The organism is Bradyrhizobium sp. BEA-2-5 (genome assembly GCF_032918025.1).
GTDB lineage: Bacteria > Pseudomonadota > Alphaproteobacteria > Rhizobiales > Xanthobacteraceae > Bradyrhizobium > Bradyrhizobium pachyrhizi.
This window is the reverse complement of the sequence record NZ_CP136629.1, coordinates 4,145,442-4,170,958: the sequence shown is the minus strand read 5'-3', so window position 1 is coordinate 4,170,958 and position 25,517 is coordinate 4,145,442. Positions and strand designations below refer to the sequence as shown.

Sequence of the window (25,517 nt, the reverse complement as noted above, 5' to 3'; positions counted from 1 at the left end):
CTTCCGAATCGAGGCAAAGAACGGGCCCTGGGCGCTTACAAATCGTTAAGAAAGCCCTGACAAGGTTCGGTCCTCCGGAGGGAGAGAGCCATGCTCGTATACCCCGTACCTGTCGAAGTGACGCAAGCCAGAGTGCAGCTCGTCGTCGACCAGACGGCGAAGGAGCAGCCGCGCATCATCAATGAGGATGTGCTGGACGTCTTCGCCGCGAAGAACCAGGCCGACCGTGAAGCGGTCGAGACCATCCTCGACATCAAGGTGTGAGAGCGGCGCCGGCCGACAGGAACCTCTCGACTGCGCGCGGGTCATCCTGGTGACGCCAGAAGGCAGCCATGTGCAAGCTGATCGCGGTCACCGTCCTCACCCTGATATGCGGCGCGGCCTTTGCCCAGAATACGGGTCCCGCGCCGCAGAGCGGCATGGAACGGCCTGAAAACACCAACGGAGCCACTCAGAGCGGCGCGATGGACGTGAAGCGGGCCAACAAATCCGAGACGAAGGACACGGCAAAGGGCGCGGCGAAAAGGGACGACGCAAAAAAGTAGGTTCCCACGACCGAACGTCCGGGGAGCTGCAACCATAAAAAAGTGACCTTCAAAAAAAGGTGGCGACCTTCAAAAAAGGAAGGAACGAGTTTCTCGTTCCGCCGTTGGTTTGCCGAGCGGTACAACGAGGGAGAAATCCACCGGAAATATCAGCTCAACAAGCCCCGTCAGCTTACTTCGGTAACTGGCGGGGTTTTGGTTTGTGGAGGCGCCCACGTACGCCCTGTTCCGCGGCAACACGCAGCTCGGAAGATCGTTCGCGACAGAGAAGGAAGTTTGGGAGGCGGCGCTGATCGACGGCTTTGTCGAGGATGTTCCCGTCGCAGACGAACTGGGTGGCCAGATCCTGCCTGCCGGTTATCGCGTCGAGCGGGTCGACGAATACGAGCCGCAGCCCGATTGGAAACCCGGACGTTCCTGACGCCGGTCAGCCAATTCGAGGAACCAGTCGGCCGAAACGACATGCACATAACAAGTGGTGCCGACAGCTCACCGCCTTTGTCGGCTTTGGAAGCCCCCCGCGAATCCCTCTCGCGGGGTCTTTCTTTTGAACCTTTCGCGCCGCGCGAAGACATAAAGGGCGCTGGGGGATTTCAGGGCCCAGCATCCGGCGCAGCGCTGTGGGACGAACATACTCCGTCTACGCGGCGCTGTTGCATTTTACAAATTCAACCTTAAGTTTGGTCTCCAACAGTTGACGGCTCACGCCCTGAGAGATCCCAGCCCGTCAGCTGGGAAAGCCCCGCATCCAGCCTGCGGGGCTTTCTATTTTCCGCACCCAGGAACCTTCCGCGCGCAGCGACATTGTATGCCCGGTTGCCGGCACGATCTCCCCAAGGCCGGTCGGCATCAGACCTCGCGAGCCCACTCGCGGGGTTTTGCGCTTTAGAGGCCGTCCAACCTCGCGCGTCCTTGATTGGCCGTGATCGGCAATCGGTGCGATAGAGGCCGCGCCTCCAAGGCTCGACCACAAGCCCCGTCCCAGAAATTTTGCTGGGCGGGGCTTTCTTGCATCCGCTTGCTGCGCAAGCGTGTCGCCGGCACGTCCCGTCCATATTTGGCTGCGTGATCGCGCGGCGCGACGGGAGCCGGCGCTCGCGAAGGCGTGAGCATGCAAAGGCGAAATGCGATCGGCAAAACTCGCGCAAACCCCTGCCCCGCGTCGCGTTTTGCTGCTATTCCTTGCCCCGTCTCGCCCGAGCCCAAACAAAATCTCTGAATCTGCAGGAGGATAAAAAAATGCGCTATCTGCACACCATGCTGCGCGTCCGCAATCTCGATGTCGCGATGAAATTCTATCAGGACGCGCTGGGGCTGAAGGAAGTGCGCCGCATCGACAATGAAAAGGGCCGCTTCACGCTGGTGTTTCTCTGCGCGGAGGAAGACCTCCATCTGCTCAAGTCCCTGCCGCCGACGCGCGGAGCGCCGCTGGTCGAGCTCACCTACAATTGGGACGAGGAGACCTACGGCGAGGATCGCTTCTTCGGCCATCTCGCCTATGAGGTCGACGACATCTACGCCACCTGCGAGAAGCTGATGAAGGCCGGCGTCACCATCAACCGGCCGCCGCGCGACGGCAACATGGCCTTCGTGCGCTCGCCGGACCTGCACTCGATCGAGCTGTTGCAGAAGGGCGAGCCGAAAGCTCCGGCCGAGCCGTGGGCATCGATGCCGAACACCGGCCATTGGTAAACACCGCGCCCGCACCTACGTTCCTGTCGGCGTTTCGCCCTCGCTGAAGCGCCGGGCGATCGCGAGGAACGCGACGCGATCGTTGACGTTGCTCCCTCACAAGCATGCGAGGAGGCAACGATGGGAAGAGGAATTTTGCTTTGGCTGTTGGGTGTGCCGATCCCGGTGATCATTGTGTTGTGGTTGTTGTTCGGTCACTGACGGCGTCTTGACGCATAGCTTTCAGCAAGGCTCTGCCGCTATGCGGCGGAGCCTCTTTTTTTGCTCTCGGTGCAATTCACCCCGCGCTTTTCCCCGACGCTTCAGCTATGAACGCGCGCAAAGCACAACAGCGGGAAGAAACGCGTGATGGATAGCAAGCCGCAGCTGACGATCTGGGGCCGTGCCAATTCGGTCAACGTGCAGAAGGTGCTGTGGTGCCTGACCGAGCTCGGCCTCGCTTGCGAGCGCATCGATGCCGGCATGAGTTTGGCAAGAACGATCAGCCCGACTATCTCGCGATGAATCCGAATGGCCGTGTTCCGACGCTGGTCGACGGCGACTATGTGCTGTGGGAATCCAATTCGGTGATGCGCTATCTCTGCATGGCCTATGGTCATGGCGCGTCGCTCTATCCACAGGCGCCGAAGCAGCGCGCCTCGGTCGACCGCTGGCTCGACTGGACGCTGTCGACCGTGCAGCCGGTCGACCGCCCGGTGTTCTGGGGCATCGTGCGCACGGCGCCGGAGAAGCGCGACATGGTGCAGATCCAGAAGGATGCCGATGCCGAGGGCGTGGTGTGGCGCGTCGTCGAGGCCCAGCTCGCCACGCGCCGCTTCATCGAGGGCGATGCGTTCACGTTGGCCGACATCGCGATCGGGTCCTATGCGCGGCGCTGGCTCGGGGTCGAAGGCGTCACCAAGCCGAAGCTGCCCCATCTCGAACGCTGGTTCGGTGAGATCGCGGGGCGGCCGGCTTTCGTGCGGTTCATCGCGCCGCCGATGTCGTGAGCGCGGGCGGCAAGCCGCTCAACGCCCGCCGCTGGACATCCCGCCACCGACGCTGACGGCGCCACCAAGCTTCACGCAGGTGTCGGAGCCTTCCACCTTGACGAAGCCGGGTCCGTACGACGCGCATGGATTGCTCCGCGTCGCGGATTTCGACGGCAAGGTTTTGCCGGTGTCAGCGGGCGTCTGGAAATTGCGGCGGTCGCCCTGCTGCGCCAACGCGGCGGCGGGAAGCAGGACGGCGATGATGGCAATGCAGGTCTTGCGCATCCGGCCTTTTATCCCACGCCACCGGATCAGGCTAGCGCACGAACTTGACGCCGAACGTCCTGCCCTCGCGCCACACCACTTCGCAGGCGCGCCCGGTGCGGGCGTCGCGCGAGAACGCCAGCCGCAGCTTTGCCGGCAGCGTGTTGTTGTCCTGGACCGTGATCTTGGCGCCCGACGAGGACATGTCCTCGACCACGCAGGGCCGCGCTGCGAACCCGCCATCGAGCGTGATCCAGCCGGATTGCCGCAGCGATTTGCGCGCTTCGCGCTTCTTGGTCCCTGGAGCCATCACATCATCCCGGGCCCAGCCGTATCGCCGTTGGCTTTACAAAGGGTTGCCAAAGAAGCGCGGATTGCAGCGATCTCGGGATTGTTCACATCTACATCTGCCAGCGCGGCACGGCAAAGCGCCCCCTGACTGTGATCGTGCCCGCTCCAGGCGGCACCCAATGCCAAGGAACCTCGGCAAGTCATCACCAGACGAGCCACCGAACGCCTACGTCCGGAGATTGTCGGCGGCCGTCTGCGCAAGTTTGTCGGCAATCTTTCCGAGCGCGTTTGGGCCTGCAGTCTTGGCTGCGCGTCCATGGCGGAAGCGCCGTTGCAAATCCGGGTTTCGAAGTCGGTTAGGACTCCGCGAGTGATATCCTGGCTGACTTGGCTGATCTGCAGCATGGTTTGTACCAAGCGCAGCGCGGCTGCCTGGCCGCTGCCAAGTGCTGCGGTGTCGTCGTTGCCGTAAATGCCCGCCAGCGTTCGCGCGATCCTCACATCGTCACTCATAAGGAATGCGTTCTTGGTACCGAACCCAATTGATGCAAGTCTCGAACCGCTAGACGCCGCACTTGATCGGATTGATCGTGGTGCATATGCTCTTCTCTTTAATTGAAGGGAGCGGGCGACTGCCGCACATCTCATTTCCATTTGCTGGGGCTCAGTTCGATATTTGCACTACGGTAGTGTGCCACCTTCAAGGGAAAAACAATGGACGGTCTCTCGCCAACCACCATTCGGCAACTTTACGAACACGCTCTCGACGCGCCTGGTCCAAAGACGTGGTGGATCACGCGCCTCGCGATGTACAAAGCGCTCCATCGCGCTCTATCAGAATATGACGGAAACGAAAAAACGTGCCTCTCGATATCCGGATCGAAAGGACTCGGCGTTGAGCTGGGACTGACCAAAACGAAATACACAGAGGTCAGCTATCCTGATGCCAACTTCATAGATTTGCCATTCGAGAGCGGCACTTTTGACTTCTGTATCTCGGACCAGGTTCTCGAACACGTCGAGGGAGACCCTCAAAGAGCATTCTCTGAATCAATCAGAGTTGTGAAGCCGGGCGGCTACGTCTGTCACACGACATGTTTCGTCAATGGCATTCACGCGGCGCCGAAGGACTTTTGGCGTTTCACTCCGGAATCGCTAAGGCTGATATCTGACAAGGCGAACGCCGAGTCGATCGTTTGCGGAGGATGGGGCAACCGCGAGGTGATCGGATTGATGGCATCCCCGCTTCGGATGAAACCCATCCCGGACGACCCGTCCAATCCAATTTACCAATTGGCGTTACGAAATGAGCCGAGCTGGCCGATCGTCGTGTGGATTATTTCCAGGCGAAATTGAGCTAGCAATTCTCGCAGTCGCGCAGCAGGCCGAAAAAGTCATCGGTCTGCCCTGCCGTCATGCTCGGAGCAGCGCCAATCGCGATCGTAAGCCCCAACCAAGAAGCAGTTGCGGCAATTGCTGGTCTGACGGCAGAGCAAAGACAAGCGCCAGTTCACCCGGGACCGTTCCGGCCCCAAGCGCGGCGATCGCCCGCGCTTGGGGATCACTTCACGTAGTTGCTGATAGAACTGTCGTCGCGAGATCGACCGGATGATGCGCCGAAAATGTTAATCTGGACGCTTAAACGCCTGATTTTGTGGAGTCTTCACTTTGGCCGTGATGGCGCTCCCTAGCGGAATCGAACCGCTCTCTCCACCGTGAAAGGGTGGCGTCCTAACCGATAGACGAAGGGAGCAAAACTCCCGGCAAATCAATACGTTAGACGTGAGATGCGCCGGACTGGCCACAGCTCTCAAGCCGCGACGGGCGAACGTATAGTGGCGATTGGCCGGACGGGCAAGCGTTCAGAACGCTTTTCCCGGCTTGCAGGTCACTGGGAAGGACACCTGGAGATCACCTGCAGGACAATCCGGCCTCGATCGAGGTCCAGAAGCCGCAATGCGTCGGCACATGCGCATGCGCACGCGAGCCCCCGACGTGAATCAGGATTGCTGCGGCAAGCGCGACGACGACGACGGGAACAATAAATCTTCGGATGGACATGAGCCTGCGCATCGACCGACATCGTGGCCTAACTAAGGCCTGCGAGCCGGCTGGGTGTCCAGCAACAGCGCTCAGCGCCAGCCGCTAGTGATTGCTGGCGACGTCCTGACGATTATTCGGCTGATCCGCCACGGGCGTCCGCTTGATGCAGGTGCTGCAGATCACGAGCTTGCGCGCCAGCCGGTCGTCGGCATCCGCTTCCGACAGTTGCGCAGGCGATGTGTCCGCCACCGCGGGCGACACATTCCGCGCATGGCGCCGCGGCTGCGGGAGATTGGGGTCCTGTCCGGCACCGTCCCAGGCCAGCGGACCTGTCCCCGGCGGGGGCGTGGTCATGCTGTATTGCTGCGAGACCTGCGCGCAGGCGCCGAGCGCGATCGGAAGAAACAGCACAGCGGCCTTGCGAGCCCAGTTCCGGAATGCAGACATGATCACACTCTCACGCTATTCGTACTGCGACCTAAGAGCAGAACCGCTAAGAAATCGTTTGCCCTGATTGTTCCGTCGCATCCAACCGCGACGGCATCAAGACGGGAATGAGGCGCCAGGGCGCAAATCAAGACGCAATCCGGAGTCCAATCATGCCAGGCATCAACGGTCGCTTCGACGGCAAGCGCGTCCTCGCCGACCTCCATGCGCTCCGCGCCATGGGTGCCTACAAGACCGGCGTGCACAAGCCGACCTTCTCCGAGCCGCATCTGCGCTCGCTCGACTGGCTCGCGGCGCGTTTGCCCGAGGCCAACCTCTCCGCGACGATCGACGGTATCGGCAACGTGTTCGGCACCAGCGCGAAGCGCGGGCCGAAGCTGCTGGCGGGCTCGCATCTGGAGAGCCAGAACTACGCCGGCTGGCTCGATGGCCCGCTCGGCGTCGTCTACGCGCTCGAAGCCGCGCGCGTGCTCAATACCGATCCCTCGTTCAAAGGCGCGGTCGAAGTCGCCGCCTGGTGCGACGAGGAGGGACATTTCGGCAGTTTCCTCGGCAGCCGGTCGTTTGTCGCTGCAGTGACCGAAGCCGACATCGATGCAGCCCGCGACCGCTCCAGCGATCGCACCATGCGCGATGCATTGCGCGAGGCAGGCTTCGCCGGCCGCCCGCGCCTCAACGCCGAGGCCGGCCGCCATATTGGCTATCTGGAGGCGCATATCGAGCAGGGCGACACGCTCGAAAGCGGCCGCCTCGCGATCGGCGTCGTGACCTCCATCGTCGGCATCTGGCAGTACCAGATCAATTTTACCGGCGAGCAGAACCACGCCGGCACCACGCGCATGGCAGTGCGGAAGGATGCCGGCCTCGCGCTGGCAAAATTCTGCGTCGCGATCGACGAACGCTTTCCGTCTGCCTGCGGCCCGCGCACGGTCTGGACCACCGGGCGCATCACGCTCGATCCGGGCGCACCGAGCATCATTCCAGGCGGCGCCGAGATGCTATTCCAAATTCGTGACGACAATCCCGAGGTGATCGCACGTCTCGAGGAGCAGCTGCATCGGCTGGCGGCCGAGGCCACCGCTCAGGGCCGTTGCGGCGTGAAGGTTGAGCGCATCCGCACCGGGGTGCCCGCGATGATGACGCCCGCATTCCAGGATGCGATCGAAGCCGCGAGCGCAGCCTGCGCCGGCGGCAAATCGATCCGCATGCCCAGCGGCGCCGGGCATGACGCGCAGATGCTCGCGACCGTCATGCCTGCGGGCATGCTGTTCGTGCCGTCGATCGGCGGCATCAGCCATCACTGGACCGAGAACACCGCCGACGCCGATATCGTCACCGGTGCTGAGGTATTTGTCGAAACCTGCCGGCGCCTGCTCGCAGGTTAGAGCACCTTCAGGTCGGACCGCCCCGGTTGCCCGACTTCAGCGAAGCCAACGCGTGCGAGCTCTGCACGGTGCTTCTCCTCGCGGTGAAGAAGACGTACAGCAAGCAGATGTCGATCAGGATCGTGCCGGCCATGACGCTGTAGGCCCACGGGCTTTCCATCAGCTTCACTTCGATCAATACGCGCGACAGGCCGAATCCCACGACCCACGCATCAAAGCTCATGCAGATCCGGCGAAACGTCTCGGCGTCCAGCCGCCGGATCAGCCAGGCACCGAGCGGTATGCCGAGGACAACGCAGGGAACGAGCACCAACAGGATGCTCCGGCTCTCGTCGACGAACAGACCGAGCTTGTAATACGCGATTGCAGTCAGGCTGGACTCCGTCACCCGAACCAGTGCGAGACCGGCCCGAAACTCATCTTTGACGAGACCCTGATTGTTGAAGAGGATCGCCAGCGGCGGGCCCGAAATGGTCGTGACCGAGTACAATATCCCGAGCATCGTTCCGAAAGGCAAACCGACCAGCCATTTCGACTGGATCGGCCTCCGCCAACCGGCCGCCTGCAGCAGAATGAGCGGCAGAATGATCGAGTAGGTGGCGAACTTGGTCCAGCCGGGCTGAAGCGACGTCAGCGCAAACGCTCCGACCGCGATGCCGGGCAGCATGCCGATGAGAATAGGCAGCACGCGCCGCCACACGGCCGGAACACCGCTCAGGTTGATGCACAGGACATACAGATTGACGAAGACTTCGACGATGACCACCGCGGGATTGAGGACGCGGTTGGTGTAGAAGACGAGTGCGACCGGCACCGTGAGCGAGGAAAACCCGTAACCAAGCGCGCCATTTACGAACGCCGCAAACAGCGCGATCACGGCAAGAACGATCACAGCAGAATCAATCGAAAGCATCTCTGGCTTTTACCGGATCAGTCGCCTTGCCCACGGCATTATAGCCCAACGACAGGGACGCGGTGCCGAAAGCTGATCGGACCCACAGGTCGCGATCCCGGCATCGTCGGGCTACCAAAGCTCCTGCGCCTGGAACGCCATGGACCTGCCGCCCGTCAGGAACCTGTCCGGGAGCCGCCCTCGGCCCTTAGCTGATCAAGGTCCCGCAACGGCACCCTTCCAACCCGCTTTCGTAAGGCACCGTGGCATATTGGTCACGAGAACGGCATCAGACCGATTTGCAATCCGCTGAACTTGCTGCCATTTCTTCGGCACGCATCGCCTTGGTGCCATCAAAGGGGCCCGTCCGGCTCATGTTGTTGCTTGAGTCGCTTCCAACCGTCATCGGCGCCGCCGCCATTGCCCCCGCATTGCTGGTGTTGTGGCTGGTCATCGCCGCCGACGAGCGCCCCGGACCGCCGGTTCAGGTGTGGCTCGCCTTCGTGCTCGGCGCGGCCAGCATCTCGCTGCTCGGCCTGGCGCGAATTCCGTTCAATGCACTGCTCGCCATTCCCGACAATCCCTGGGCGACGCAGGCGGTGCGTGCAGCGTTCGGAGTCGCGGCACCGGAGGAGATCGTCAAGGTGCTCGTCATCGTCGCGATCTCGACGCGGCGCCGCGCCTTCGCCGATCCAATGGACACCGTGGTCTATGGCGCCGCGGTCGGCCTCGGCTTCGCCGCCTACGAGAACCTCGCCTATCTGGTCCAGCACGCGGAGATGTGGCGCTCGCTGGCCGCCCTGCGCAGCGTGCTGACCGTGCCCTTCCACGGCGCACTCGGGATCATTGCGGGCGCCTACCTGACGATCGCGCGCGCCGGTGGCGCGCTCGGCGCCTACCGGGGTCACCGCGACTGGGCGCGCATGACGAATTGGGCACTGGTGCTGGTCGCGCCGGTCGCGCTGCACGCGGCGTTCGATTTTCCGCTGCTCGCGCTCCAGCGCATCCCCGATCTCGGCTCGACCACGCGGCTGCTGCTCGGCTCGGCCAGCGTGCTGATCGGCTTCTCCTCGATCGGCTTTGCAATCCGCCTGGTGCGACGCCTCGGCAAGCATCATGCGCCGCGGACCGATGTCGCGCGCGAGCGGCTCAGCCAGCTCCGCCGGATGTGGGCGCTGCTGCTGGCCGGCGGCGGCATCGGCTTTGCCGGCGTCTCCTTCCTGCTCACCTCGCTGCATCATTGGTACGTCAATCCCGAGCGCAATGCGTCGTTCATCCTGGTCCCGATCGGCTTCACCTCGATCCTGATCGGACTGGCGCTGCTGATCGCGACCACCGCGGTCTACTTCCTCGGCCGCAACCGGATGCGGACCGCCTCGGAGGGCTTTCCGTCCGCTCCCGGTCAAAGCTAGCGCCCCGGCCGGCACCGCTCCCCTTGCAAAACAACCTCGGCAGGTTCAGGGAGAGACACAGACCAGGCGCGAGAGGACGATGGGGCACAACTACAAGAATTATCGGCCGGATATCGACGGCCTGCGGGCCGTTGCCGTCTCGTTGGTCGTGCTCGGCCACGCGTTCCCGCAATATGTTCCCGGGGGGTTCGTCGGGGTCGACATCTTCTTCGTCATTTCCGGGTACCTGATCACCGGGATCATCTATGGCGACATTCAGAACGGGAGCTTCAGCCTTGCGACGTTCTATGCGCGTCGCATTCGCAGGATTTTTCCCGCCCTGATCGTCGTCTTGATCGCCGCCTTCATCGCCGGATGGCAACTTCTGATGCCGAGCGAGTTGGTGGCCCTTGGAAAGGAGATTGCGGCAGGCGCGGGTTTCTCGGCAAACCTGCTGTTCTATTCGGAGGGTGGCTATTTCGATGCGGCCGCGCAAACGAAACCACTGCTCCATCTCTGGTCGCTCGGCATCGAGGAACAGTTCTATCTTGTCTGGCCTTTGCTGCTGTGGGCGCTGATGCGATGGCGGATCGCCGCCGCCGCTCCCCTTGCCCTTATCTTCATCGCATCGCTTGTCGCAAATATCCTGGTGGTTCGAACCAACCCTGAAGCCGCATTCTACCAGCCGTTCACGCGGGCGTGGGAGCTCGCGGCCGGAGCATTGGTGGCCGTCTGCCTGCCCAACGGATTCTCCGCGGCGCGCGACCTTCTCGGATGGTCCGCGCTCGCAGTGATCGCGGCGGTAACCGCGTTCTATTCGCCCTCCATGACCTACCCCGGGATCGCAGCGGTGGCGCCGGTCGCCGCAGCCGCCGCCCTCATCATGTCAGGTCGCAATCGATTTCTCTCGACCCGTACCGCGGTCGCGATCGGGCTGATCAGCTATCCGCTCTACCTCTGGCATTGGCCGATCCTGGTTTTTGCGGCGAGCTTCAAAGGTCGTCCCCTGACCTTGGCCGAGAACGGGCTGGCCGTTGGGGCCAGCTTCATTCTGGCCTGGGCAACCTATCGCTACGTCGAGCGCCCAATCAGGTTCGGGCAGTGGCGGGTGGCGCCAGTCCTTGCGGCATCGATGGTGGCCGTTGCATCGGTGGGAGCGTTGGCGATCGTCGACGGCTTTGCCTTTCGGCTTCCGGCGATCGTTCGCGAAGCCGGCGCCATGATCGTATCCAGGGACTTCCTGAGATACGGCGAATGCCACATCTCCGCTTCCGCCGATCCCGTGTTTGATCCGAGTTGCGTCGACGCCAGCAAGCGCCCGCTTGTTTTCGTCTGGGGCGATTCGACCGCCGGCATGCTTGCCGCCGGGCTGCGCCAAGTCCAGGGCGATCAATTCGGGTTAGCCCAGTTCACCGTCAATTCCTGCCCGCCGCTCTTCACCGCGCAGGCCGAGGTCATTCCGTTTTGTGTTCAAACCAACCGCCACATCGTTGCTGCGGTTGCCCACTCGCACCCCGATGTCGTGCTCCTGCACCTGGCGTGGAGCAGAGAACCCACCACCGACGATCTCCGCCCGACGATTGCCGCCCTCAGACAGGCCGGCGCCGCCCGTGTCATCCTGGTCGGCCCTGTCCCGGTCTGGACCGACACGGTGCCCCATCTGACGGTGCAATATTTCCTGCGCCATCATGCATTGATCCCGGAACGCAGCCACGATGTGCGATCGACCAAGCAGACTGACGGCAGGGTTGGGCAGATCGCCGCCGATCTCGGGATCGAATATCTGTCGCCCTATGATGAGCTGTGCAACGCGGACGGATGTCTGACGAGGGTCGGGACCAGCGCAAACGATCTGGTGTCGGCCGACTTCCTGCATCTGTCGCCGCGCGCCTCGCGATATCTGGCGGCCAGGCTTGTGCCAAAGATTCTGGCTGTCGAGAACCGCCATGCGGAAAGATGAGCGCACAGCTATTGCTGCCGCAACTGACGGGCTGACCATTTGTAACCGGTTAGGATAGACTGCACACGCGCAGATCCGGAGAGCCGCGATGACCCTGTCCAACGACCTCGACAAGCTGCGATCGGAAATGCAGGCCGCGGTGAAGGCGCACTGGAAGGCGTTCCTGTTCGAAGGCATCCTGCTGGTGATCCTCGGCATCGCCGCGATGATCGTGCCGACCTTCGCGAGCCTCGCCGTCACCATCTTCCTCGGCTGGATGTTCCTGATCGGCGGCATCGGCGGACTGATCGCGACCTATTGGGCGCGCAGCACGCCGGGCTTCTGGTGGTCGCTGATCTCGGCCGCTCTTGCCGTGCTCACCGGCATGCTGCTGCTGGCCCGGCCGACGCAGGCCGTACTGACCCTGACCATCGTGCTCGGCGCCTATTTCCTCGCGGAGGGCGTCACCACCATCATGTACGCGCTGGAGCACCGCCGCGAATTGTCGGGACGCTGGTCGTGGCTGCTGATCGCCGGCCTGATGGACATCGTGATCGCCTTCTTCATCATCGCAGGCTTGCCGGAATCCGCGGGGTGGGCGATCGGCCTCCTCGTCGGCCTCAATCTGATGTTCGGCGGCGCGACCCTGATCGGCATGGCGTTGGCGGCGCGAAACACCTGACGCCGAACCGCGGAGGGCTTGCATTTGGGGGGTGACAGCCCCAAATCCCTGCGCTATAGAGCCGCCCATGATCACCGTCGCCACCAGCTATTTTTGGTACTTTAGCTACGACAGCTCGCTGGCGGCGGGAGGATCGCGCTCAATCTGACACATTGCAGCAAACGTCCGAACAAGCCGCCAGACCTGGCGGCTTTTTTATTTGCCGGCAGGTGCTAAAAAGGAGCCCGCCGTGCTGAGCACGACCGACGATCTTCGTATCCGTGAACTGAAAGAACTGAATACGCCAGAAGAGGTGATGCGGGAGGTCCCGCGCACGCTCACCGCGACGCGCGTGGTGATGGCCGCCCGCAATGCCATCCACGCCATCCTGAGCGGCCAGGACGATCGCCTGTTGGTCGTGGTCGGCCCCTGCTCGGTGCATGATCCCGAGGCCGCGCTCGACTACGCCGAGCGCCTTGCGCGCCTGCGCGAGGACCTTGCCGACCAGCTCGAGATCGTGATGCGGGTCTATTTCGAGAAGCCGCGGACCACCGTCGGCTGGAAGGGCCTGATCAACGACCCCAATCTCGACGGCAGCTTCGACATCAACAAGGGCCTGCGGCTGGCGCGCAACGTGCTGTCGGCCGTGAACAATCTCGGTCTGCCCGCCGGCACCGAATTCCTGGACATGACGACGCCGCAATACATCGCCGACCTCGTCTCCTGGGCCGCGATCGGCGCGCGCACGACCGAGAGCCAGATCCATCGCGAGCTGGCCTCTGGGCTGTCCTGCCCCGTCGGTTTCAAGAACGGCACCGACGGCAACGTGCGGATCGCGGCGGACGCGGTGAAGTCGGCCTCGCATCCGCATCATTTCATGGCGGTGACGAAGCTCGGCCGTTCGGCGATCGCCTCGACCGCGGGCAACGAGGACTGCCACATCATCCTGCGCGGCGGCCGGGCGCCGAACTATGATGCCGCGAGCGTCGCTGCTGCCGCCGCCGAGCTCGGCCGCGCCGGTGTCGCGGCGCGGCTGATGATCGACACCAGCCACGCCAACAGCAGCAAGAAGCCGGAGAATCAGCCGGCGGTTGCCGCCGACATCGCGCGCCAGGTCGCAGGCGGCGAACAGCGCATCATGGGCGCGATGATCGAGAGCAACATCGTCGCCGGTCGCCAGGACGTGGTGCCGGGCAAGCCGCTCACCTACGGCCAGAGCATCACCGACGGCTGCATCGACCTCGGGACGACGGCAGACGTGTTGAAGCAGCTGGCCGATGCTGTCGACGCAAGGCGCAGGGTACAGCGTGACGGCCTGCAGGAGCGTTCGGCCTGACGCGGCCGAACGGATTGAGCGTTGCCGGCGGGGCGGATATCGCGCCTCGCCGGTCAGCTGCGTGGGTTAGCAGCCGCGGCAGATGCTCTTGATCTTCCTGTCGAGCGCCGCGTCTTCCTTGTTGGCCTGACTGTTCGGATCGCTGATATTCTTCTCACTGCCAACGTCGCCGCGGCGCGGCTGACGATGTCCGATCGGCGCCTCCGGGACCGTCCCGCCCTTCTGCATGGAGGACGATCCGCCCTGTTGCTGCGCCCAGGCTTGGGAGATGCCAAGCTGGGGCGCTCCGGCCGCAACCATCATCAGAGCCATCAACAAAACTGTCTTCCGCATCTCGCGTCTCCGCTTCTCAACCCTATCGCGCCCGTTCCGGCGCCTCGACGGTAGCACAGTTGCGTCGCCCCTGCGCTGCGCAATCCTGTACCTTCCGTATATCGGCCATCGTGCCAAGGAGCCAGATTCCCGCGGCGACCAGCACCACAAAGAAGCCGAACATCACAGCATTTTCGATGCTGCGGTTGCCCCCGTCTTCGGGCGGCTCCTGCCGTCCGTCCCCGGCCCCGCTCATCGCCGCCTCAGGGTTGCGGCGGGTAAAGATGAACGTCGCCGCAATAATCGACGATACGATAGCGCCGTTCCATCGGATCTTCACGTTCGCGGGAAGCCGGCTGCGACAAATAGCTCGGGCCGATCGGCGCCTTGCCGTGGCCGCCGGGGATGTCGAGCACATAATCCGGCTGACAAAGTCCGGACACACGCCCGCGCAACGCCCGCATCAGTTCCTGCCCGGCTTCGATCGCGGTGCGCAAATGCGCTGTGCCAGGCGCAAGGTCGCCGTGATGCAGATAATAGGGCTTGATCCGGCACTCGACGAAGCCGCGCATCAGCGCTTCGAGCGTCGCAGCATTGTCATTGACGCCGCGCAACAGCACGGACTGGCTCACCAAGGGAACTCCAGCGTCGGCAAGGCGCGCGCACGCCGCGCGGGCAGTGTTGCTCAGCTCACGCGGATGGTTGGCGTGGATCGCAATCCAGGTCGTCGCGCCTTCGACCCGCAGTGCCGCGATCATCTCGGGATTGATACGGCCTGGATCGGCGATCGGAACACGGGTGTGGAGGCGAACGATCTTCACATGATCGATATCGGCGAGATCAGCCATGATCTCGGTCAGCCTGCGCGGCGACAGCATCAAGGGATCGCCGCCGGTCAGGATGACTTCCCAGATCTCCGGATGGCCGCGGATGTAATCCAGCGCCGCGCGGTAGGCGTCATCGGACAAGGCCGAGGCCTTGCCGGGCCCCACCATCTCGCGGCGGAAGCAAAATCGGCAATAGACCGCGCAGACGTGAACGAGCTTGAACAACACCCGGTCGGGATAGCGATGCACGATTCCGGGAACCGGCGAATGCGGATGGTCGCCGATCGGATCGGCATTCTCGCCCGGCTGCTCGACGAGTTCGTCGGCGCTCGGGATGAACTGCCGCGCGATCGGGTCGGTGGGATCGGCCGGGTCAATCAGCGCGGCGAGCTCCGGCGTCACCGCGACCGCGTAGCGCGCAGCGACCTGCTCGAGCTCGACCAGTGCTGCGACCGGCGCGAGCCCGGCATCGACCAGCTCGCGCGGCTGTCGCAGCGTCGCCGCCAGTTTTGGATCGATCCTGTTCATGTCTCTTCCGCAGGCGGTGTCCACACCACCTGATCAATTCGTGTTGCGCCGCTCGCCAGCATGACCAGCCGGTCGAAGCCGAGTGCGACACCACTCGCCTCCGGCATCTGGCCGACCGCGACAAGGAAATCGTCGTCCAGCGGATAGCGCTCGCCATAACGGCGGGCCTTCTCGTCCATCGCTGCGGTGAAACGATGGCGCTGCTCGGCCGCGTCGGTCAGCTCGCCAAAGCCGTTGGCGAGCTCGACGCCGCACGCATAGACCTCGAATCGCTCGGCGACATCAGGATCGCCGGCCTTGGTGCGCGCCAGCGCCGCCTCTGGAGATGGGTATTCAAACAGGATGGTCAAACGCCCCTGCCCGAGATGCGGCTCGACATGCTCGACCAGGACCTTGCTGAAGATGTCGGACCATGTGTCGTCCTCGGCAACCCGCACCCGCGCTGCTGCAGCCACCGCCAGCGCCTCGCGGTCGCCTTCGCCGCCCGTGATCGTCGCCAGGAGATCGATGCCGGCGAAGCGCTCGAAACCCGCCGCGACCGTCAGCAACTCCGGCTCGGCGAAGGGATCGGCGGTCCTGCCGCGGAAGGCAAAGGTCCCGATGCCGGTCGCCTGCGCCGCACGGGCGATCACGACGACGCAATCGGCCATGATGGCATCATAGGGGGCACCTGCCCGGTACCATTCCAGCATGGTGAATTCGGGCAGATGCAGGTCGCCGCGCTCGCGGTCCCGGAACACCCGGGCGAATTCGAAAATCCGCGTCTCGCCCGCCGCCAGCAGCTTCTTGCAGGCGAATTCCGGCGAGGTGCGCAGATAGCGCGGCGCATGTGAGCCATCGGCGTGCCTGAGCTCGGTGCGGGGGGCGTGCAAATGCGCCTCGTTGCCCGGCGAGATCTGCAGGATCGCGGTCTCGACCTCGGCAAATCCCTGCTCCTCGAACCAGGCGCGCACCGCTCGCGTGATCGCCGTCCGCGCCTGCAGGAACGGCCTGCGGTCGGCATAGCGCTGCGGCGTCCACCAGGGCGACGGCCGGTCATGAGCTGTCATCGCCAGAGCATCCTCATGGATTCAACATCAACGAGCCGCCATCCGCACTCAAGAGTCCTGCGCAACCGATTGATTCCACACAAGTTCATAAGCCTACACAGCCCGAGCCTCCGCGGAACGCAGCGAGACTGATCCCTTCTTGTCGAAAGACGCGCACCTTGTCCATGCGCGCATGGCTGAACCTGAACGACGGCTCGCGCGTCCCATCCGCAGATTCCCTGAAACGGATGAGCCCCATGGCCAGTTGGTTACGCGGAACAGCCCTGCGTGTGTGTCTCGGCCTTGTCTGATCAAGGGGCTCGAGGACAACTACGCCTCGATGCGCCAGCACTGGCCCGCTAACCGTGATCGGCCTGTCGTTCGACATCCAGGGGGAGGAAACGCCGTTCCCCTGGGTCGAGGACTGGCGCTGCCTCTACGATCTGAAAACCGGGACATTCTCGGTTCCCGCGAGCTTTGCCGAGCACAACCGGACCGCACTGAAAACGCCCGATCCGGCCCGAAAATAGCGCCGATCGGGACGGCCGGGACGGTTGGCAACCTTGCGAATTCGGCCGCAAAAGACTGGCATCTCAGGGACAAATCAGTATGTTGCAGCCCGAAATCGCCGCCATGGCCGAGGGGCTGCCGATCCGGTTGGCGCCCTTAGGCTCTCAAATTCAGGAAATACAGCTTTGAGAGTCATCGCCAGTTCTATTCGCAAGGGCAACGTGATCGAGCAAGACGGCAAGCTTTATGTCGTCGTGAGCGCCGAGAACATCCATCCCGGCAAGGGCACCCCGGTCAGCCAGATCGAAATGCGCCGAATCTCGGACGGGGTAAAGATCTCCGAACGCTACAAGACCACCGACCAAGTCGAAAAGGCCACGATCGAAGAGCGCAATTACACCTATCTCTATGAGGATGGCGACGGCTACCACTTCATGAACCCTGAGACCTACGACCAGGTCCAGGTCTCGAAGGACGTCGTCGGCTCGTCCGCGCCGTATCTGCAGGAGAACATGACCGTGAAGCTCTCGATGCACGAGGGCAACCCGGTCGCGATCGCGCTGCCGCAGCGCGTGACGCTGGAAGTGGTAGACACCGAGCCCGTGACCAAGGGTCAGACCGCCTCCTCCTCCTACAAGCCCGCGGTTCTCTCCAACGGCGTGCGCACCACCGTGCCGCCGCACATCACCACGGGCACGCGCATCGTGGTCATGACCGAAGACGGTTCCTACGTCGAACGCGCCAAGGACTAAGCGCTGACGCGCGGTGGGATTTGAAATGAATCGTCACCGCGCCTCAACTTGTTGGTTAAGCGTCAACTTTACCGAAAACGGCTACACACTTTTCCGGAACTTGCTTTAGTCTCTCGGGCGATCAGACATGAGCCCGGGGTGTGCAGTGAACAGGAAGGTGGTCAGCTTCGTCAGTTGCTGGCTGGCAGCCCTGCTCTCGCCTCTTCCCCGCGCCCATGCCGACGAATTCCGAACGCCATCGATCTCGGCCATGCGGGTCGAATGGCGTGCCGTGCTCGACCAGCTGCGGCAAGAGATCGGCAGCCGCCCGGCCATCGCCGCCGGCTTCACTTTCGCCGGCCAGCGCCGCGTCGCCGCCACCGATCCGCGGGCGACGCCTGCGCTGGTGCAGTTGAACGCGGTGACAGCGCCGCTGTTTCCCGGCATCGCGCAGAGCCCGATCCCGGTGCTGCTGCCGTTCGACCCCGCAAGCTATCTCGACGCGCGGCAAAACAGTGCGCCGGACAGCCTGTCGATCGCGCGCTACCAGGCCGATTTCCGCGCGGTCGATTTCTTCCATGCCGGTGCGTCGGGCTACGATGCCGTGTTCTCGCTCGACCCCGGCGCCGGCGACGGCCTGCCGCAGCGGACATTTGCAAAGCCGGTCGAGGTGCAGATTTCCGGCTCGATCCTGGTCTACGACCTCGCCGACCGGCTCGGCGGCAAGGGCGAGCCGGTCAAGACGCTGGCCGCGCAGTTTCCGGACCTGCGCCGCTTCATTCGCGAGGGCTATGTCCGCTACGCCTTCACCCGCTTCGGGATTCCCTATGTCCTGTCGATCCAGTGCCTCGACAGCGCGCCGCGGCCGAAGCGGCTGGCCTGCCGCGAGGCCTATCCGGTCGCCGAGCGATTTCTGAAGGCCTTGCGCATCGCCGGCGGCCAGCCGTCACGGCCGCGCAGCGACGTCGCCTCCGACATCGCCGAGCGGCCGGCCGTGCAATCCGCCGACTTCACCTACCACCCGAGCGGCGACATCGTCGCGGGCAGCGGCGGCCGCAGGCAACAAGGCGGCCACGCCGACTTCACCGTCTATTCGCAGATCCGCTTTCCGCTCGAGAAGGCGCCGGCCTTCGCGCACTCGCAATCCTTCGCCAAGCGCAAACCCGGCGCGGCCATCGACACGTATCCCTGGCAAGACAATTTCTGCGAGGCGCGCAGCTTCGAGGTCGGCCAATGCGCCAGCGGCTACGGCCATCAGGGCCAGGACATCCGCCCCGGCGCGTGTCCGGCCGACAGCAAGGATGGTTGCGATCCCAAGCAGCAGGCGGTCGTTGCAGTGCGCGACAGTATCGTGATCCGCTCGGCGCAACAGCAGGCCGCGACGTTGCAAGTCAACAGCCGCACCGAGCACATCCGTTTCCGCTACATGCATATGAACCCGAACGCGTTGAACGCCGATGGCGTGCTCAATGGCCGCATCGTCACCGAAGGCGAGAAGATCGGTGTGATCTCGAACTATCTCGACCATCCCGCCGGCACGTCGATGCACCTGCATTTCGATGTGCAGGTGTTCACACGCGACGGCTGGATCTGGGTCAGCCCCTACGTCACGCTGGTCTCCGCCTATGAGCGCCTGATCCGCGCCCGCGGCCGCGAGATCGGACCGGAGCCCGGGCTTGCAGCCGCCGTGGCCCATGCCCTGCCCGACGACGTCTTGCATCGCATCGACACCCAGGAAGGCGGCGGCAATTAGAGTGTTGTCGAGCGAAAGGGACACCGGTTCGGGGCGCACTGCCAAAATATCGAAAAACAACCCCATGCAAAGTAGCCGGCGGCTGCCATCGTTCGACACGACAACTTGACACGCCGGGTAAATCAGCGGCACTATTTCATTATTCCGAAATTGTGCAACGCCCACCGCAGGTTCCATTCGGAATCGCATCGATGCGCGCCATGTCGCGGCGACAATTGCCAGCTTGAATGATCATGATGGAAGCAGCAAACCGCGGGAACCTGTCCCGCTTTGACCATCGGACGCAAGTCCCTATCAGATGCCCATTCAGGCCGGACCACAAACAAGCATGCTTTCGACCTTCAGCTGGTTTTTTCTCTCGGTGAAGGGCCGCATCAGTCGGCAGGAATTCAGCCTGGGGTTTTTCGGCCTCGTGCTGGTCGACATGCTCGTCATTCGCATCGGCGTAAGGCTCGACCCCGGTCCACGGTATTACGACAGCAGCCCGCCCGCCGACGACCTGTCCGTCCTGCGTTTGCTGCTCATGCTGTCATTGTGGCCGTTCGCGGCGATCCTGGTGAAGCGGCTGCACGACCTCAACGTGTCGGGCTGGTGGGCGCTGACGATCCTCGCCATTCCCCACCTCGCCGCCGCGCTGCACGTCAAATACTGGATCCCCTATCTGGCGTTCGTCGCAACGCTGAGCGTGCTGCCGGGATCGAAGGGTGATAACCGGTTCGGCCGCGACCCGCTGGCGCGCGCCGGCATCTAAAGCGCGATAAGATCAGGTTGAATCGTCATCGCGCTTTAGATCGTTGCTCAAGCATGATCTTTCCGGAAAACCGCTGCGCACTTTTCCGGATCATGCTCTAGCGCCCTCCGCCGTAGTTGCGATCAGTCGATCTCCATCGCAGCCAACGTCTCCTTGACGCGCCTCTGAGCGTCCGCGGGCAGCGGCAATATCGGACGTGGAGGCTCGGCCGTGCAGACCCCTCTGAGATTGGCAAGTGCGTAGACAACACGCAGACTGGAATATGTCCTGAACAGATCCCAAATCGGCTGCAGACGCGCGTTGAGCTCTCGCGCCCGGGCCGCATCGCCGCTCGTCGCAGCGCGAACGATGTCCACGCAGACCTTCGGGAAGATTCCTGCGAGAACGCTGTACCAGGTGTCTCCGCCCGCCAGCAGCGCCTCGGTGCAATTCCAGTCGGCGCTGTAACCCAGCGCAACGCCGTCCGGAACCACAGCCCGCAATTCCCTGAGATGGCCCGCCACGGTCGAAGCATCCAGCGCCGGACTTTTCACCGCGACGATTCCCTCGACCAGGCTCAGACGGCCGATGAGGGCCGGCGTGAATTGAAAATGAGTCGTTCCGGGATTGTCATAGATGCAGATCGGCAATCCGCTCTCGCGGGCCACGGTTTGAAAATGCTCAAAGACCTCGTCATCGGTCAGCGGCGTATAGGAAACCGCCGCCAACAGCCCTGCCGTCGCGCCGGCATCACGCGCGTCTTGAGCCAGCCGCACCGCATCGTCGGTGCGCAGTGCGCCGATGCCAACCAGTATTGGTGTGTTGCCGTCCGCCAAGGCGGTCGCCGCCTGCACGGCGCGCCGCCGCTCATCGCGGCTGAAATACGGGTACGAGCCGGTACTGCCCAGCAGCCCGACCAAATCCACCTTCGCCGCAATCAAGGGGTCGAGCAAGGCACGGAGCGCACCCGCATCGACCCGCCCATCCCGGTTCGAAGGCGTTATCGGGAAGGCAGAGAGCCCCTTCAGACTGATCATCGATTTGTCCCTCGTCGGCAACCGTCGCCGCAACGTGTCGTGCAATCAATCGACACGCCCCGTTGCGTGCAAGGTCCAGTTTCAGGCGAACTGAGCACCAAACTGGTCCAATGCGCACGTCTTGCAGAACGAGCGCTCAACCGATCGCTACTCCAGGAACGTCGTCAGTTGCGCGCCCTCGTCTGCGACGAACACCGCGATCAACTCCGCCGGCTCAGTCATACTTGCATTGGCCGAGACCAGATGCGTCGAGCCGGGCGGCTCGAAGAAGGACTGGCCAACGCCGAACGTCTCGACCGGGCCGCCGCCGAGCTGCGAGCGAATCTCCCCCTTGGTGATGTAGGCGGTGACCGAACCGGAATGGCGGTGCGGCGGCGTGAAGCCGCCGGGACCATAGAACACGCGCACCACCGTGATGCGCTTGCCCGCCACATTGGGCAGTGCGTGCGAGCTGATGACCTCGACCTTGTCGAGCGGCGACGCCGCATTGGCGCTGGCGCACAGCGGCGCGATGACGGATGAGATCGCGTCCATCGGGGTCGGCAGTGCCTTGCCGATCACGAAGGCGGAGGCCAGTCCCGCGATCACCGCCAGCGCGACCGGCCGCGGCGGATGCGCGAATGGAAGGGATGGTGTCATCGCCATCGAGGTCATTGTTTTTCTCCCTGTCAGTTGCCGTTTTATCCGTCTCGACCTTACGAAGCCGCCGCGTCCGCACGCTGCCGGCGCGGCGGCGGCGTCCAGCGATAGGCCGCGCCGAACCGGTTCCAGACATTGATCGATGCGATCGCCGAGGTCAGGTAAGTCAGCTCCTGCTCGGAGAATTCAGCGGTGGCCTGCGCATAGACCTCGTCGCTGACGCCGTTCGGCAGGGTCGTCAACGCTTCGGTCCAGGCCAGCGCGGCGCGCTCGCGCGGCGTGAACTGCGGCGCCTCGCGCCACACCACGACGAGGTTCAGCTTGTCGGCGGGCACGCCGAGGCTCTCGCCCTGCAGGATGTGGTGCTGCACGCAGAAGGCGCAGCCGTTGATCTGCGAGGCGCGCAGCTTGACGAGCTCGAGCAACTGCTTGTCGAGGCCGGCCTTCGCCGCGAACTGGCCGAGCGCGCGCACCGCGGCGAAGACGTCGGGCGCGAGCTTCTCGAAGTCGGTGTATTCCTTGCGGGCATGTGACATTGGCCTGGCCTCGTGTTATCAGTGTACTGAGATATTATCAGAGCTCTGATATCATCGGCAAGATGCGGACATCGGCAAAGGCGACAGCACGCGACATGGCGGCAATGCAGAACCGAGGCAAATCCGGCACCGCCGAGCGGCGTCCGGTCGAAAAAGCCGCCGGCCGAAGGGCCGCAGCGAATGCGGGATCGACCGCAGGCGACGTCCTGCTCGCCCCTTCCGTTCCGGCGCCGGGCGAAGGCAAGCGCGGCGAGCAGGGCTATCTTGCCTATCTGCTGCGCCAAGCCCACGCTGCCTCGCGGCTGTCGATGGAGCGCCAGCTGGGACGGCTCGGCGTCACCTCTCCGCAATTCGTCGTGCTGACGATGCTGAAAGCCTATCCGGGGCTCTCAGGCGCCGATCTGGCCCGCGTCGCGCTGCTGACGCCGCAGACCGTGAGCGTGATCATCCGCAACCTCGAGCGCGACGGCGCCATCGGCAAGACGCCGCACCCCGTCCACGGCCGGGTGCTGCAATGGACGTTGACCAGCCATGGAACCGCGCTGCTGGAGAAATGCCGGCAGATCGCCCAGGCCCAGGAACGCCGGCTCGCCGCCAGCCTCGATGCCAGGTCGGAACAGGTGGTGCGCCGGTGGCTGTCAAAAATCGCCACAGATTTGCAGGATAGTTAGAGCATGACCCGGAAAAGTGGGAACCGGTTTTCCGATGAGGTCATGCTCAAAACTATAGCTCCTGCGGCGGCGTGGCTTTTGGCTCACCCGATCGGCGCCGCTACACTGGCCCGATGAAACAGCCTGATTCTCCGAAATCCCCTGCCCGCCGCGCCGTCCTGAAGGCCGGGCTCGCGGCCGGCGTGGTGCTCGTCAATCCGCTCGGCGCGCTCGCGGCCACCCCACCGGGCTTCGACCAGTGGCGCGACAATTTTCGCGCCCGCGCGCTCGCAAAAGGCATCTCGGAGGCGACGTGGAATCGCTGCATGGGGCAGGTCGAGCCGGACATGAGCGTATTCAAGCAGATGCGCAACCAGCCGGAATTCAACGAACAGCTCTGGCAATACATCAACCGCCGTGTCTCCGACTGGCGCATCATCAACGGCAAGATCGCGCTGAAGAACAACGAGGCGCTGCTTGCGCGCATCGAGCGCGATTTCGGCGTCGAACGCGGCACGCTGCTGGCGCTGTGGGGCGTCGAGTCCGCCTATGGCGATCCCCTGGTGCAGCAGAACCACATGAGGCCGGTGTTTCCCTCGCTCGCAGCGCTCGCCTGGAATGAGCCACGCCGCAAGGCCTATTGGGAGACCGAGTTGATCAACGCGCTGCGCATCGTCGCGGCTGGAGCACGCCCGAGGAGATGCGCGGCTCGTGGGCCGGCGCGATGGGGCATTCGCAATGGATGCCGGAGGTCTGGCTCAATGTCGGCATCGACTATGACGGCGACGGCAAGGTGTCGCCATTCGGCAAGCCCGGCGACGCGCTGGGTTCGACGGCAAAGTATCTCGTCAACCGCGGCAAGTGGCATCGCGGCGAGCATTGGGGCTACGAGGTGCGCGCGCCCGGCAGCGAGCGGAAGCCGCACCTATGCGGCGTGGCAGGCGGCGGGCGTGACCCGTGCCGACGGCCAGCCGTTTCCGCAGCCGAACGCATCCGCGCAGATGTGGACGCCGGTTGCGGGCGGGCCGACCTTCCTGCTCGGGCCGAATTTCTATTCGGTGAAGAGCTATAACCCTTCCATGAATTATGCGCTGGCGATCTGCCATCTCGGCGACCGCTGCCTGGGAGCGCCACCCTTCATCCAGCCCTTCCCCGGCTCCGAGCGTGCGCTGACGCTGGCCGAGGTGCAGGAGATGCAGACGCGCCTGACCAAGGCCGGCTTCGATACCGGCGGCACCGACGGCCGCGTCGGCAACGACACGATGAAGGCGGTGAAGGATTTTCAGATCAAGATGGGCCTGTTGCCCGCCGACGGTTACGGCGGGCTCAAGGTGCTGGCGCGGTTACGGCAAGGCAGCTAAAGCGCGATGCGATTAGGATGAATCGTCATCGCGCTTTAGGTCGTTGTTTGAGCATGATCTTTTCGGAAAACCGCTGCGCACTTTTCCGGATCATGCTTTAGGCATCATGCGATCTGCGTAGCCCGGGTGAGCGAAAGCGAAACCCGGGGACGCATTACCCGCATATCGCTCCGCTCATGCGGGCTACGACAGTTCGCTCCTACCGGGTCGCAGGCTGCCGCACCACGCCGCCGGCATTCATGCCGCCGTCGATGACGAGCTCGCTACCGGTGACGTAGCGCGAAGCATCGGAGGCGAGATACAGCACGCCGGAGGCGATCTCCGCGGCCTGGCCGGCACGGCCGAGAGGTGTGACGACGCGGGCGCGCTCCTCCGGATCGATCGGCGCGTTCTGGCCGGCGCCGGTCGCCCCCGTCGGGATCTTGCCCCAGATCGGGGTATCGATGATGCCGGGGTGAACCGAGTTGACGCGGATGCCGTCGCCCGCCGCCGCGCACTCCATCGCGATCGACTTGGCGAACAGCCGCACACCGCCCTTCGTGGCGCTGTAGCCGGAAAGGGTCGCTGCGCCGCGCAGGCCCGCCAGCGACGACATCATGACGATCGAGCCGCCGCCGCTCTTGCGCATCAGCGGCAGCGAGTGCTTCACCGACAAGAATACGCCGTCGATATTGATGGCGGTCTGGCGACGCCAGTCCGCGAGCGACATCTCGACAATCGAGGGCGCTCCGATGCCGATGCCGGCATTCGAGACCATGATATCGAGGCGACCATGGCGTTTGCCGATCTCACTGATGATCTCGATCCAGCGCTCCTCGCTGGTAACGTCCTGCGGCAAGAAGGTCACGTTCCGCCCGGCCTTGGTGAGCCGCGCGGCGAGCTCGGGTCCCCTCAACTCATCGATATCGGTCGCAATAACGGTCGCGCCTTCCTGCGCGAGCAATTCGACGATGGCCTCGCCAATGCCCGATGCGCCGCCGGTCACCAGCGCGACCTTGCCTTCAACCTGTCCTGACAT

28 protein-coding genes, 1 tRNA gene and 2 pseudogenes are annotated in these 25,517 nt (G+C 63.7%); 17 read left to right on the top strand and 14 right to left on the bottom strand.

The genetic code is table 11. The annotated features are described in order from the left end of the window. Positions 1 to 90: 90 nt before the first annotated feature. From RX327_RS19400 to RX327_RS19380, 5 genes and pseudogenes are all read left to right on the top strand, one after another. Positions 91 to 264 carry a hypothetical protein gene (locus tag RX327_RS19400; protein WP_018271496.1) on the top strand — a complete coding sequence of 58 codons (174 nt, stop codon included), beginning with the start codon at positions 91 to 93 and terminating at the stop codon, positions 262 to 264. 68 nt (positions 265 to 332) lie between these two features. Beyond that, positions 333 to 545: a hypothetical protein gene (locus RX327_RS19395; protein WP_050384307.1), complete on the top strand. Its 213-nt coding sequence runs from the start codon at positions 333 to 335 to the stop codon at positions 543 to 545. Between the two features lie 202 nt (positions 546 to 747). Beyond that, complete coding sequence (locus tag RX327_RS19390; protein WP_038377170.1) at positions 748 to 966, top strand: hypothetical protein; 219 nt, start codon at positions 748 to 750, stop codon at positions 964 to 966. A gap of 818 nt (positions 967 to 1,784) precedes the next feature. Beyond that, on the top strand, positions 1,785 to 2,237 hold the full coding sequence (locus tag RX327_RS19385) for a VOC family protein (RefSeq protein ID WP_317251178.1): 453 nt from the start codon (positions 1,785 to 1,787) through the stop codon (positions 2,235 to 2,237). Between the two features lie 348 nt (positions 2,238 to 2,585). Then, positions 2,586 to 3,226: pseudogene (locus tag RX327_RS19380) on the top strand (glutathione S-transferase family protein). An 18-nt stretch (positions 3,227 to 3,244) separates the two neighbouring features. Here the strand turns inward: RX327_RS19380 and RX327_RS19375 are convergent. Genes RX327_RS19375 through RX327_RS19365 form a run of 3 tightly spaced genes read right to left on the bottom strand, consistent with a single transcriptional unit; the run spans position 3,245 to position 4,276 of the window. After that, positions 3,245 to 3,493: a hypothetical protein gene (locus RX327_RS19375; protein ID WP_050384304.1), complete on the bottom strand. Its 249-nt coding sequence runs from the start codon at positions 3,491 to 3,493 to the stop codon at positions 3,245 to 3,247. Positions 3,494 to 3,524: 31 nt separating this feature from the next. Next, positions 3,525 to 3,782: a PilZ domain-containing protein gene (locus tag RX327_RS19370; protein WP_028332166.1), complete on the bottom strand. Its 258-nt coding sequence runs from the start codon at positions 3,780 to 3,782 to the stop codon at positions 3,525 to 3,527. Then, entirely contained in the window at positions 3,782 to 4,276 is a 495-nt protein-coding gene (locus RX327_RS19365) for a hypothetical protein (protein ID WP_050384303.1), read from the bottom strand. The genes RX327_RS19370 and RX327_RS19365 overlap by 1 nt, the downstream gene beginning before the upstream one ends. A 201-nt stretch (positions 4,277 to 4,477) precedes the next feature. Here RX327_RS19365 and RX327_RS19360 point away from each other — a divergent pair, with 201 nt between their 5' ends. Continuing rightward, on the top strand, positions 4,478 to 5,119 hold the full coding sequence (locus tag RX327_RS19360) for a methyltransferase domain-containing protein (RefSeq protein ID WP_050384302.1): 642 nt from the start codon (positions 4,478 to 4,480) through the stop codon (positions 5,117 to 5,119). Between the two features lie 322 nt (positions 5,120 to 5,441). On the opposite strand, the gene RX327_RS19355 is transcribed toward RX327_RS19360, so the two are convergent. From RX327_RS19355 to RX327_RS19345, 3 genes are all read right to left on the bottom strand, one after another. Then, positions 5,442 to 5,516 (bottom strand) — tRNA-Glu (locus RX327_RS19355). A 158-nt stretch (positions 5,517 to 5,674) separates the two neighbouring features. Continuing rightward, positions 5,675 to 5,824 carry a hypothetical protein gene (locus RX327_RS19350; protein WP_016844593.1) on the bottom strand — a complete coding sequence of 50 codons (150 nt, stop codon included), beginning with the start codon at positions 5,822 to 5,824 and terminating at the stop codon, positions 5,675 to 5,677. A gap of 84 nt (positions 5,825 to 5,908) precedes the next feature. Beyond that, a complete protein-coding gene (locus RX327_RS19345; protein ID WP_028332168.1) occupies positions 5,909 to 6,253 on the bottom strand; it encodes a hypothetical protein in 345 nt (114 codons plus the stop codon). A 152-nt stretch (positions 6,254 to 6,405) separates the two neighbouring features. Between RX327_RS19345 and RX327_RS19340 the strand changes: the two genes are divergently transcribed. Further along, positions 6,406 to 7,638 (top strand): Zn-dependent hydrolase, encoded by a 1,233-nt coding sequence (locus RX327_RS19340; protein ID WP_317251177.1) that lies wholly within the window; start codon positions 6,406 to 6,408, stop codon positions 7,636 to 7,638. 7 nt (positions 7,639 to 7,645) lie between these two features. Here RX327_RS19340 and RX327_RS19335 read toward each other — a convergent pair whose 3' ends face one another. Continuing rightward, the gene (locus RX327_RS19335) at positions 7,646 to 8,515 is read right to left on the bottom strand and encodes a sulfite exporter TauE/SafE family protein (protein ID WP_244481959.1); all 870 of its coding nucleotides are present in this window, start codon (positions 8,513 to 8,515) and stop codon (positions 7,646 to 7,648) included. 389 nt (positions 8,516 to 8,904) lie between these two features. Between RX327_RS19335 and RX327_RS19330 the strand changes: the two genes are divergently transcribed. The 4 genes from RX327_RS19330 to RX327_RS19315 all read left to right on the top strand — a co-directional run bounded on the left by RX327_RS19330 (position 8,905) and on the right by RX327_RS19315 (position 13,857). After that, the gene (locus tag RX327_RS19330) at positions 8,905 to 9,942 is read left to right on the top strand and encodes a PrsW family intramembrane metalloprotease (RefSeq protein WP_317251176.1); all 1,038 of its coding nucleotides are present in this window, start codon (positions 8,905 to 8,907) and stop codon (positions 9,940 to 9,942) included. Positions 9,943 to 10,021: 79 nt separating this feature from the next. Then, entirely contained in the window at positions 10,022 to 11,881 is a 1,860-nt protein-coding gene (locus tag RX327_RS19325) for an acyltransferase family protein (protein WP_317251175.1), read from the top strand. 88 nt (positions 11,882 to 11,969) lie between these two features. Continuing rightward, entirely contained in the window at positions 11,970 to 12,542 is a 573-nt protein-coding gene (locus tag RX327_RS19320) for an HdeD family acid-resistance protein (protein ID WP_317251174.1), read from the top strand. Between the two features lie 229 nt (positions 12,543 to 12,771). Then, the gene (locus tag RX327_RS19315) at positions 12,772 to 13,857 is read left to right on the top strand and encodes a 3-deoxy-7-phosphoheptulonate synthase (protein WP_317251173.1); all 1,086 of its coding nucleotides are present in this window, start codon (positions 12,772 to 12,774) and stop codon (positions 13,855 to 13,857) included. 66 nt (positions 13,858 to 13,923) lie between these two features. On the opposite strand, the gene RX327_RS19310 is transcribed toward RX327_RS19315, so the two are convergent. The 3 genes from RX327_RS19310 to epmA form a co-directional block, all read right to left on the bottom strand. Further along, positions 13,924 to 14,169 (bottom strand): hypothetical protein, encoded by a 246-nt coding sequence (locus tag RX327_RS19310; protein ID WP_225644401.1) that lies wholly within the window; start codon positions 14,167 to 14,169, stop codon positions 13,924 to 13,926. A gap of 263 nt (positions 14,170 to 14,432) precedes the next feature. Continuing rightward, positions 14,433 to 15,524, bottom strand: a complete 1,092-nt coding sequence (locus RX327_RS19305; RefSeq protein ID WP_317251172.1) for a lysine-2,3-aminomutase-like protein — start codon at positions 15,522 to 15,524, stop codon at positions 14,433 to 14,435. Next, the gene (gene epmA, locus RX327_RS19300) at positions 15,521 to 16,573 is read right to left on the bottom strand and encodes an EF-P lysine aminoacylase EpmA (protein WP_317251171.1); all 1,053 of its coding nucleotides are present in this window, start codon (positions 16,571 to 16,573) and stop codon (positions 15,521 to 15,523) included. Before epmA ends, RX327_RS19305 begins: the two co-directional genes overlap by 4 nt. 344 nt (positions 16,574 to 16,917) lie before the next feature. Here epmA and RX327_RS19295 point away from each other — a divergent pair, with 344 nt between their 5' ends. The 4 genes from RX327_RS19295 (at position 16,918) to RX327_RS19280 (ending at position 20,297) form a co-directional block, all read left to right on the top strand. After that, positions 16,918 to 17,082 (top strand): hypothetical protein, encoded by a 165-nt coding sequence (locus tag RX327_RS19295; protein ID WP_160321738.1) that lies wholly within the window; start codon positions 16,918 to 16,920, stop codon positions 17,080 to 17,082. A gap of 165 nt (positions 17,083 to 17,247) precedes the next feature. Continuing rightward, positions 17,248 to 17,814: an elongation factor P gene (gene efp, locus RX327_RS19290; RefSeq protein ID WP_317251170.1), complete on the top strand. Its 567-nt coding sequence runs from the start codon at positions 17,248 to 17,250 to the stop codon at positions 17,812 to 17,814. A gap of 127 nt (positions 17,815 to 17,941) precedes the next feature. After that, on the top strand, positions 17,942 to 19,546 hold the full coding sequence (locus tag RX327_RS19285; protein WP_317251169.1) for a M23 family peptidase: 1,605 nt from the start codon (positions 17,942 to 17,944) through the stop codon (positions 19,544 to 19,546). Between the two features lie 298 nt (positions 19,547 to 19,844). Further along, entirely contained in the window at positions 19,845 to 20,297 is a 453-nt protein-coding gene (locus RX327_RS19280) for a DUF805 domain-containing protein (protein WP_082190562.1), read from the top strand. Positions 20,298 to 20,419: 122 nt separating this feature from the next. On the opposite strand, the gene RX327_RS19275 is transcribed toward RX327_RS19280, so the two are convergent. The 3 genes from RX327_RS19275 to RX327_RS19265 all read right to left on the bottom strand — a co-directional run bounded on the left by RX327_RS19275 (position 20,420) and on the right by RX327_RS19265 (position 22,488). Further along, positions 20,420 to 21,313, bottom strand: coding sequence for a dihydrodipicolinate synthase family protein (locus RX327_RS19275; protein ID WP_317251168.1), 894 nt, complete (start codon positions 21,311 to 21,313; stop codon positions 20,420 to 20,422). A gap of 147 nt (positions 21,314 to 21,460) precedes the next feature. Beyond that, positions 21,461 to 21,967 (bottom strand): cupin domain-containing protein, encoded by a 507-nt coding sequence (locus RX327_RS19270; RefSeq protein ID WP_317251167.1) that lies wholly within the window; start codon positions 21,965 to 21,967, stop codon positions 21,461 to 21,463. A 41-nt stretch (positions 21,968 to 22,008) separates the two neighbouring features. Beyond that, the gene (locus tag RX327_RS19265) at positions 22,009 to 22,488 is read right to left on the bottom strand and encodes a carboxymuconolactone decarboxylase family protein (RefSeq protein ID WP_317251166.1); all 480 of its coding nucleotides are present in this window, start codon (positions 22,486 to 22,488) and stop codon (positions 22,009 to 22,011) included. 95 nt (positions 22,489 to 22,583) lie between these two features. Here RX327_RS19265 and RX327_RS19260 point away from each other — a divergent pair, with 95 nt between their 5' ends. Together RX327_RS19260 and RX327_RS19255 are read left to right on the top strand one after the other, a co-directional pair. Then, positions 22,584 to 23,159 (top strand): MarR family winged helix-turn-helix transcriptional regulator, encoded by a 576-nt coding sequence (locus RX327_RS19260; protein ID WP_050384289.1) that lies wholly within the window; start codon positions 22,584 to 22,586, stop codon positions 23,157 to 23,159. Positions 23,160 to 23,272: 113 nt separating this feature from the next. Next, positions 23,273 to 24,499 (top strand): annotated as a pseudogene (locus tag RX327_RS19255) (lytic murein transglycosylase). A gap of 199 nt (positions 24,500 to 24,698) precedes the next feature. On the opposite strand, the gene RX327_RS19250 reads toward RX327_RS19255, so the two are convergent. Beyond that, positions 24,699 to 25,517 carry a glucose 1-dehydrogenase gene (locus RX327_RS19250; protein WP_317251165.1) on the bottom strand — a complete coding sequence of 273 codons (819 nt, stop codon included), beginning with the start codon at positions 25,515 to 25,517 and terminating at the stop codon, positions 24,699 to 24,701.

Excerpts from the sequence above, each read along its gene's own strand:
- RX327_RS19400 (WP_018271496.1), top strand. The coding sequence starts at position 91 with ATGCTCGTATACCCCGTACCTGTCGAAGTGACGCAAGCCAGAGTGCAG.
- RX327_RS19395 (WP_050384307.1), top strand. The coding sequence starts at position 333 with ATGTGCAAGCTGATCGCGGTCACCGTCCTCACCCTGATATGCGGCGCG.
- RX327_RS19385 (WP_317251178.1), top strand. The coding sequence starts at position 1,785 with ATGCGCTATCTGCACACCATGCTGCGCGTCCGCAATCTCGATGTCGCG.
- RX327_RS19375 (WP_050384304.1), bottom strand. The coding sequence starts at position 3,493 with ATGCGCAAGACCTGCATTGCCATCATCGCCGTCCTGCTTCCCGCCGCC.
- RX327_RS19370 (WP_028332166.1), bottom strand. The coding sequence starts at position 3,782 with ATGGCTCCAGGGACCAAGAAGCGCGAAGCGCGCAAATCGCTGCGGCAA.
- RX327_RS19365 (WP_050384303.1), bottom strand. The coding sequence starts at position 4,276 with ATGAGTGACGATGTGAGGATCGCGCGAACGCTGGCGGGCATTTACGGC.
- RX327_RS19360 (WP_050384302.1), top strand. The coding sequence starts at position 4,478 with ATGGACGGTCTCTCGCCAACCACCATTCGGCAACTTTACGAACACGCT.
- RX327_RS19350 (WP_016844593.1), bottom strand. The coding sequence starts at position 5,824 with ATGTCCATCCGAAGATTTATTGTTCCCGTCGTCGTCGTCGCGCTTGCC.
- RX327_RS19345 (WP_028332168.1), bottom strand. The coding sequence starts at position 6,253 with ATGTCTGCATTCCGGAACTGGGCTCGCAAGGCCGCTGTGCTGTTTCTT.
- RX327_RS19340 (WP_317251177.1), top strand. The coding sequence starts at position 6,406 with ATGCCAGGCATCAACGGTCGCTTCGACGGCAAGCGCGTCCTCGCCGAC.
- RX327_RS19330 (WP_317251176.1), top strand. The coding sequence starts at position 8,905 with ATGTTGTTGCTTGAGTCGCTTCCAACCGTCATCGGCGCCGCCGCCATT.
- RX327_RS19325 (WP_317251175.1), top strand. The coding sequence starts at position 10,022 with ATGGGGCACAACTACAAGAATTATCGGCCGGATATCGACGGCCTGCGG.
- RX327_RS19320 (WP_317251174.1), top strand. The coding sequence starts at position 11,970 with ATGACCCTGTCCAACGACCTCGACAAGCTGCGATCGGAAATGCAGGCC.
- RX327_RS19310 (WP_225644401.1), bottom strand. The coding sequence starts at position 14,169 with ATGGCTCTGATGATGGTTGCGGCCGGAGCGCCCCAGCTTGGCATCTCC.
- RX327_RS19305 (WP_317251172.1), bottom strand. The coding sequence starts at position 15,524 with ATGAACAGGATCGATCCAAAACTGGCGGCGACGCTGCGACAGCCGCGC.
- epmA (WP_317251171.1), bottom strand. The coding sequence starts at position 16,573 with ATGACAGCTCATGACCGGCCGTCGCCCTGGTGGACGCCGCAGCGCTAT.
- RX327_RS19285 (WP_317251169.1), top strand. The coding sequence starts at position 17,942 with ATGAGCCCGGGGTGTGCAGTGAACAGGAAGGTGGTCAGCTTCGTCAGT.
- RX327_RS19280 (WP_082190562.1), top strand. The coding sequence starts at position 19,845 with ATGCCCATTCAGGCCGGACCACAAACAAGCATGCTTTCGACCTTCAGC.
- RX327_RS19275 (WP_317251168.1), bottom strand. The coding sequence starts at position 21,313 with ATGATCAGTCTGAAGGGGCTCTCTGCCTTCCCGATAACGCCTTCGAAC.
- RX327_RS19270 (WP_317251167.1), bottom strand. The coding sequence starts at position 21,967 with ATGACCTCGATGGCGATGACACCATCCCTTCCATTCGCGCATCCGCCG.
- RX327_RS19265 (WP_317251166.1), bottom strand. The coding sequence starts at position 22,488 with ATGTCACATGCCCGCAAGGAATACACCGACTTCGAGAAGCTCGCGCCC.
- RX327_RS19260 (WP_050384289.1), top strand. The coding sequence starts at position 22,584 with ATGGCGGCAATGCAGAACCGAGGCAAATCCGGCACCGCCGAGCGGCGT.
- RX327_RS19250 (WP_317251165.1), bottom strand. The coding sequence starts at position 25,517 with ATGTCAGGACAGGTTGAAGGCAAGGTCGCGCTGGTGACCGGCGGCGCA.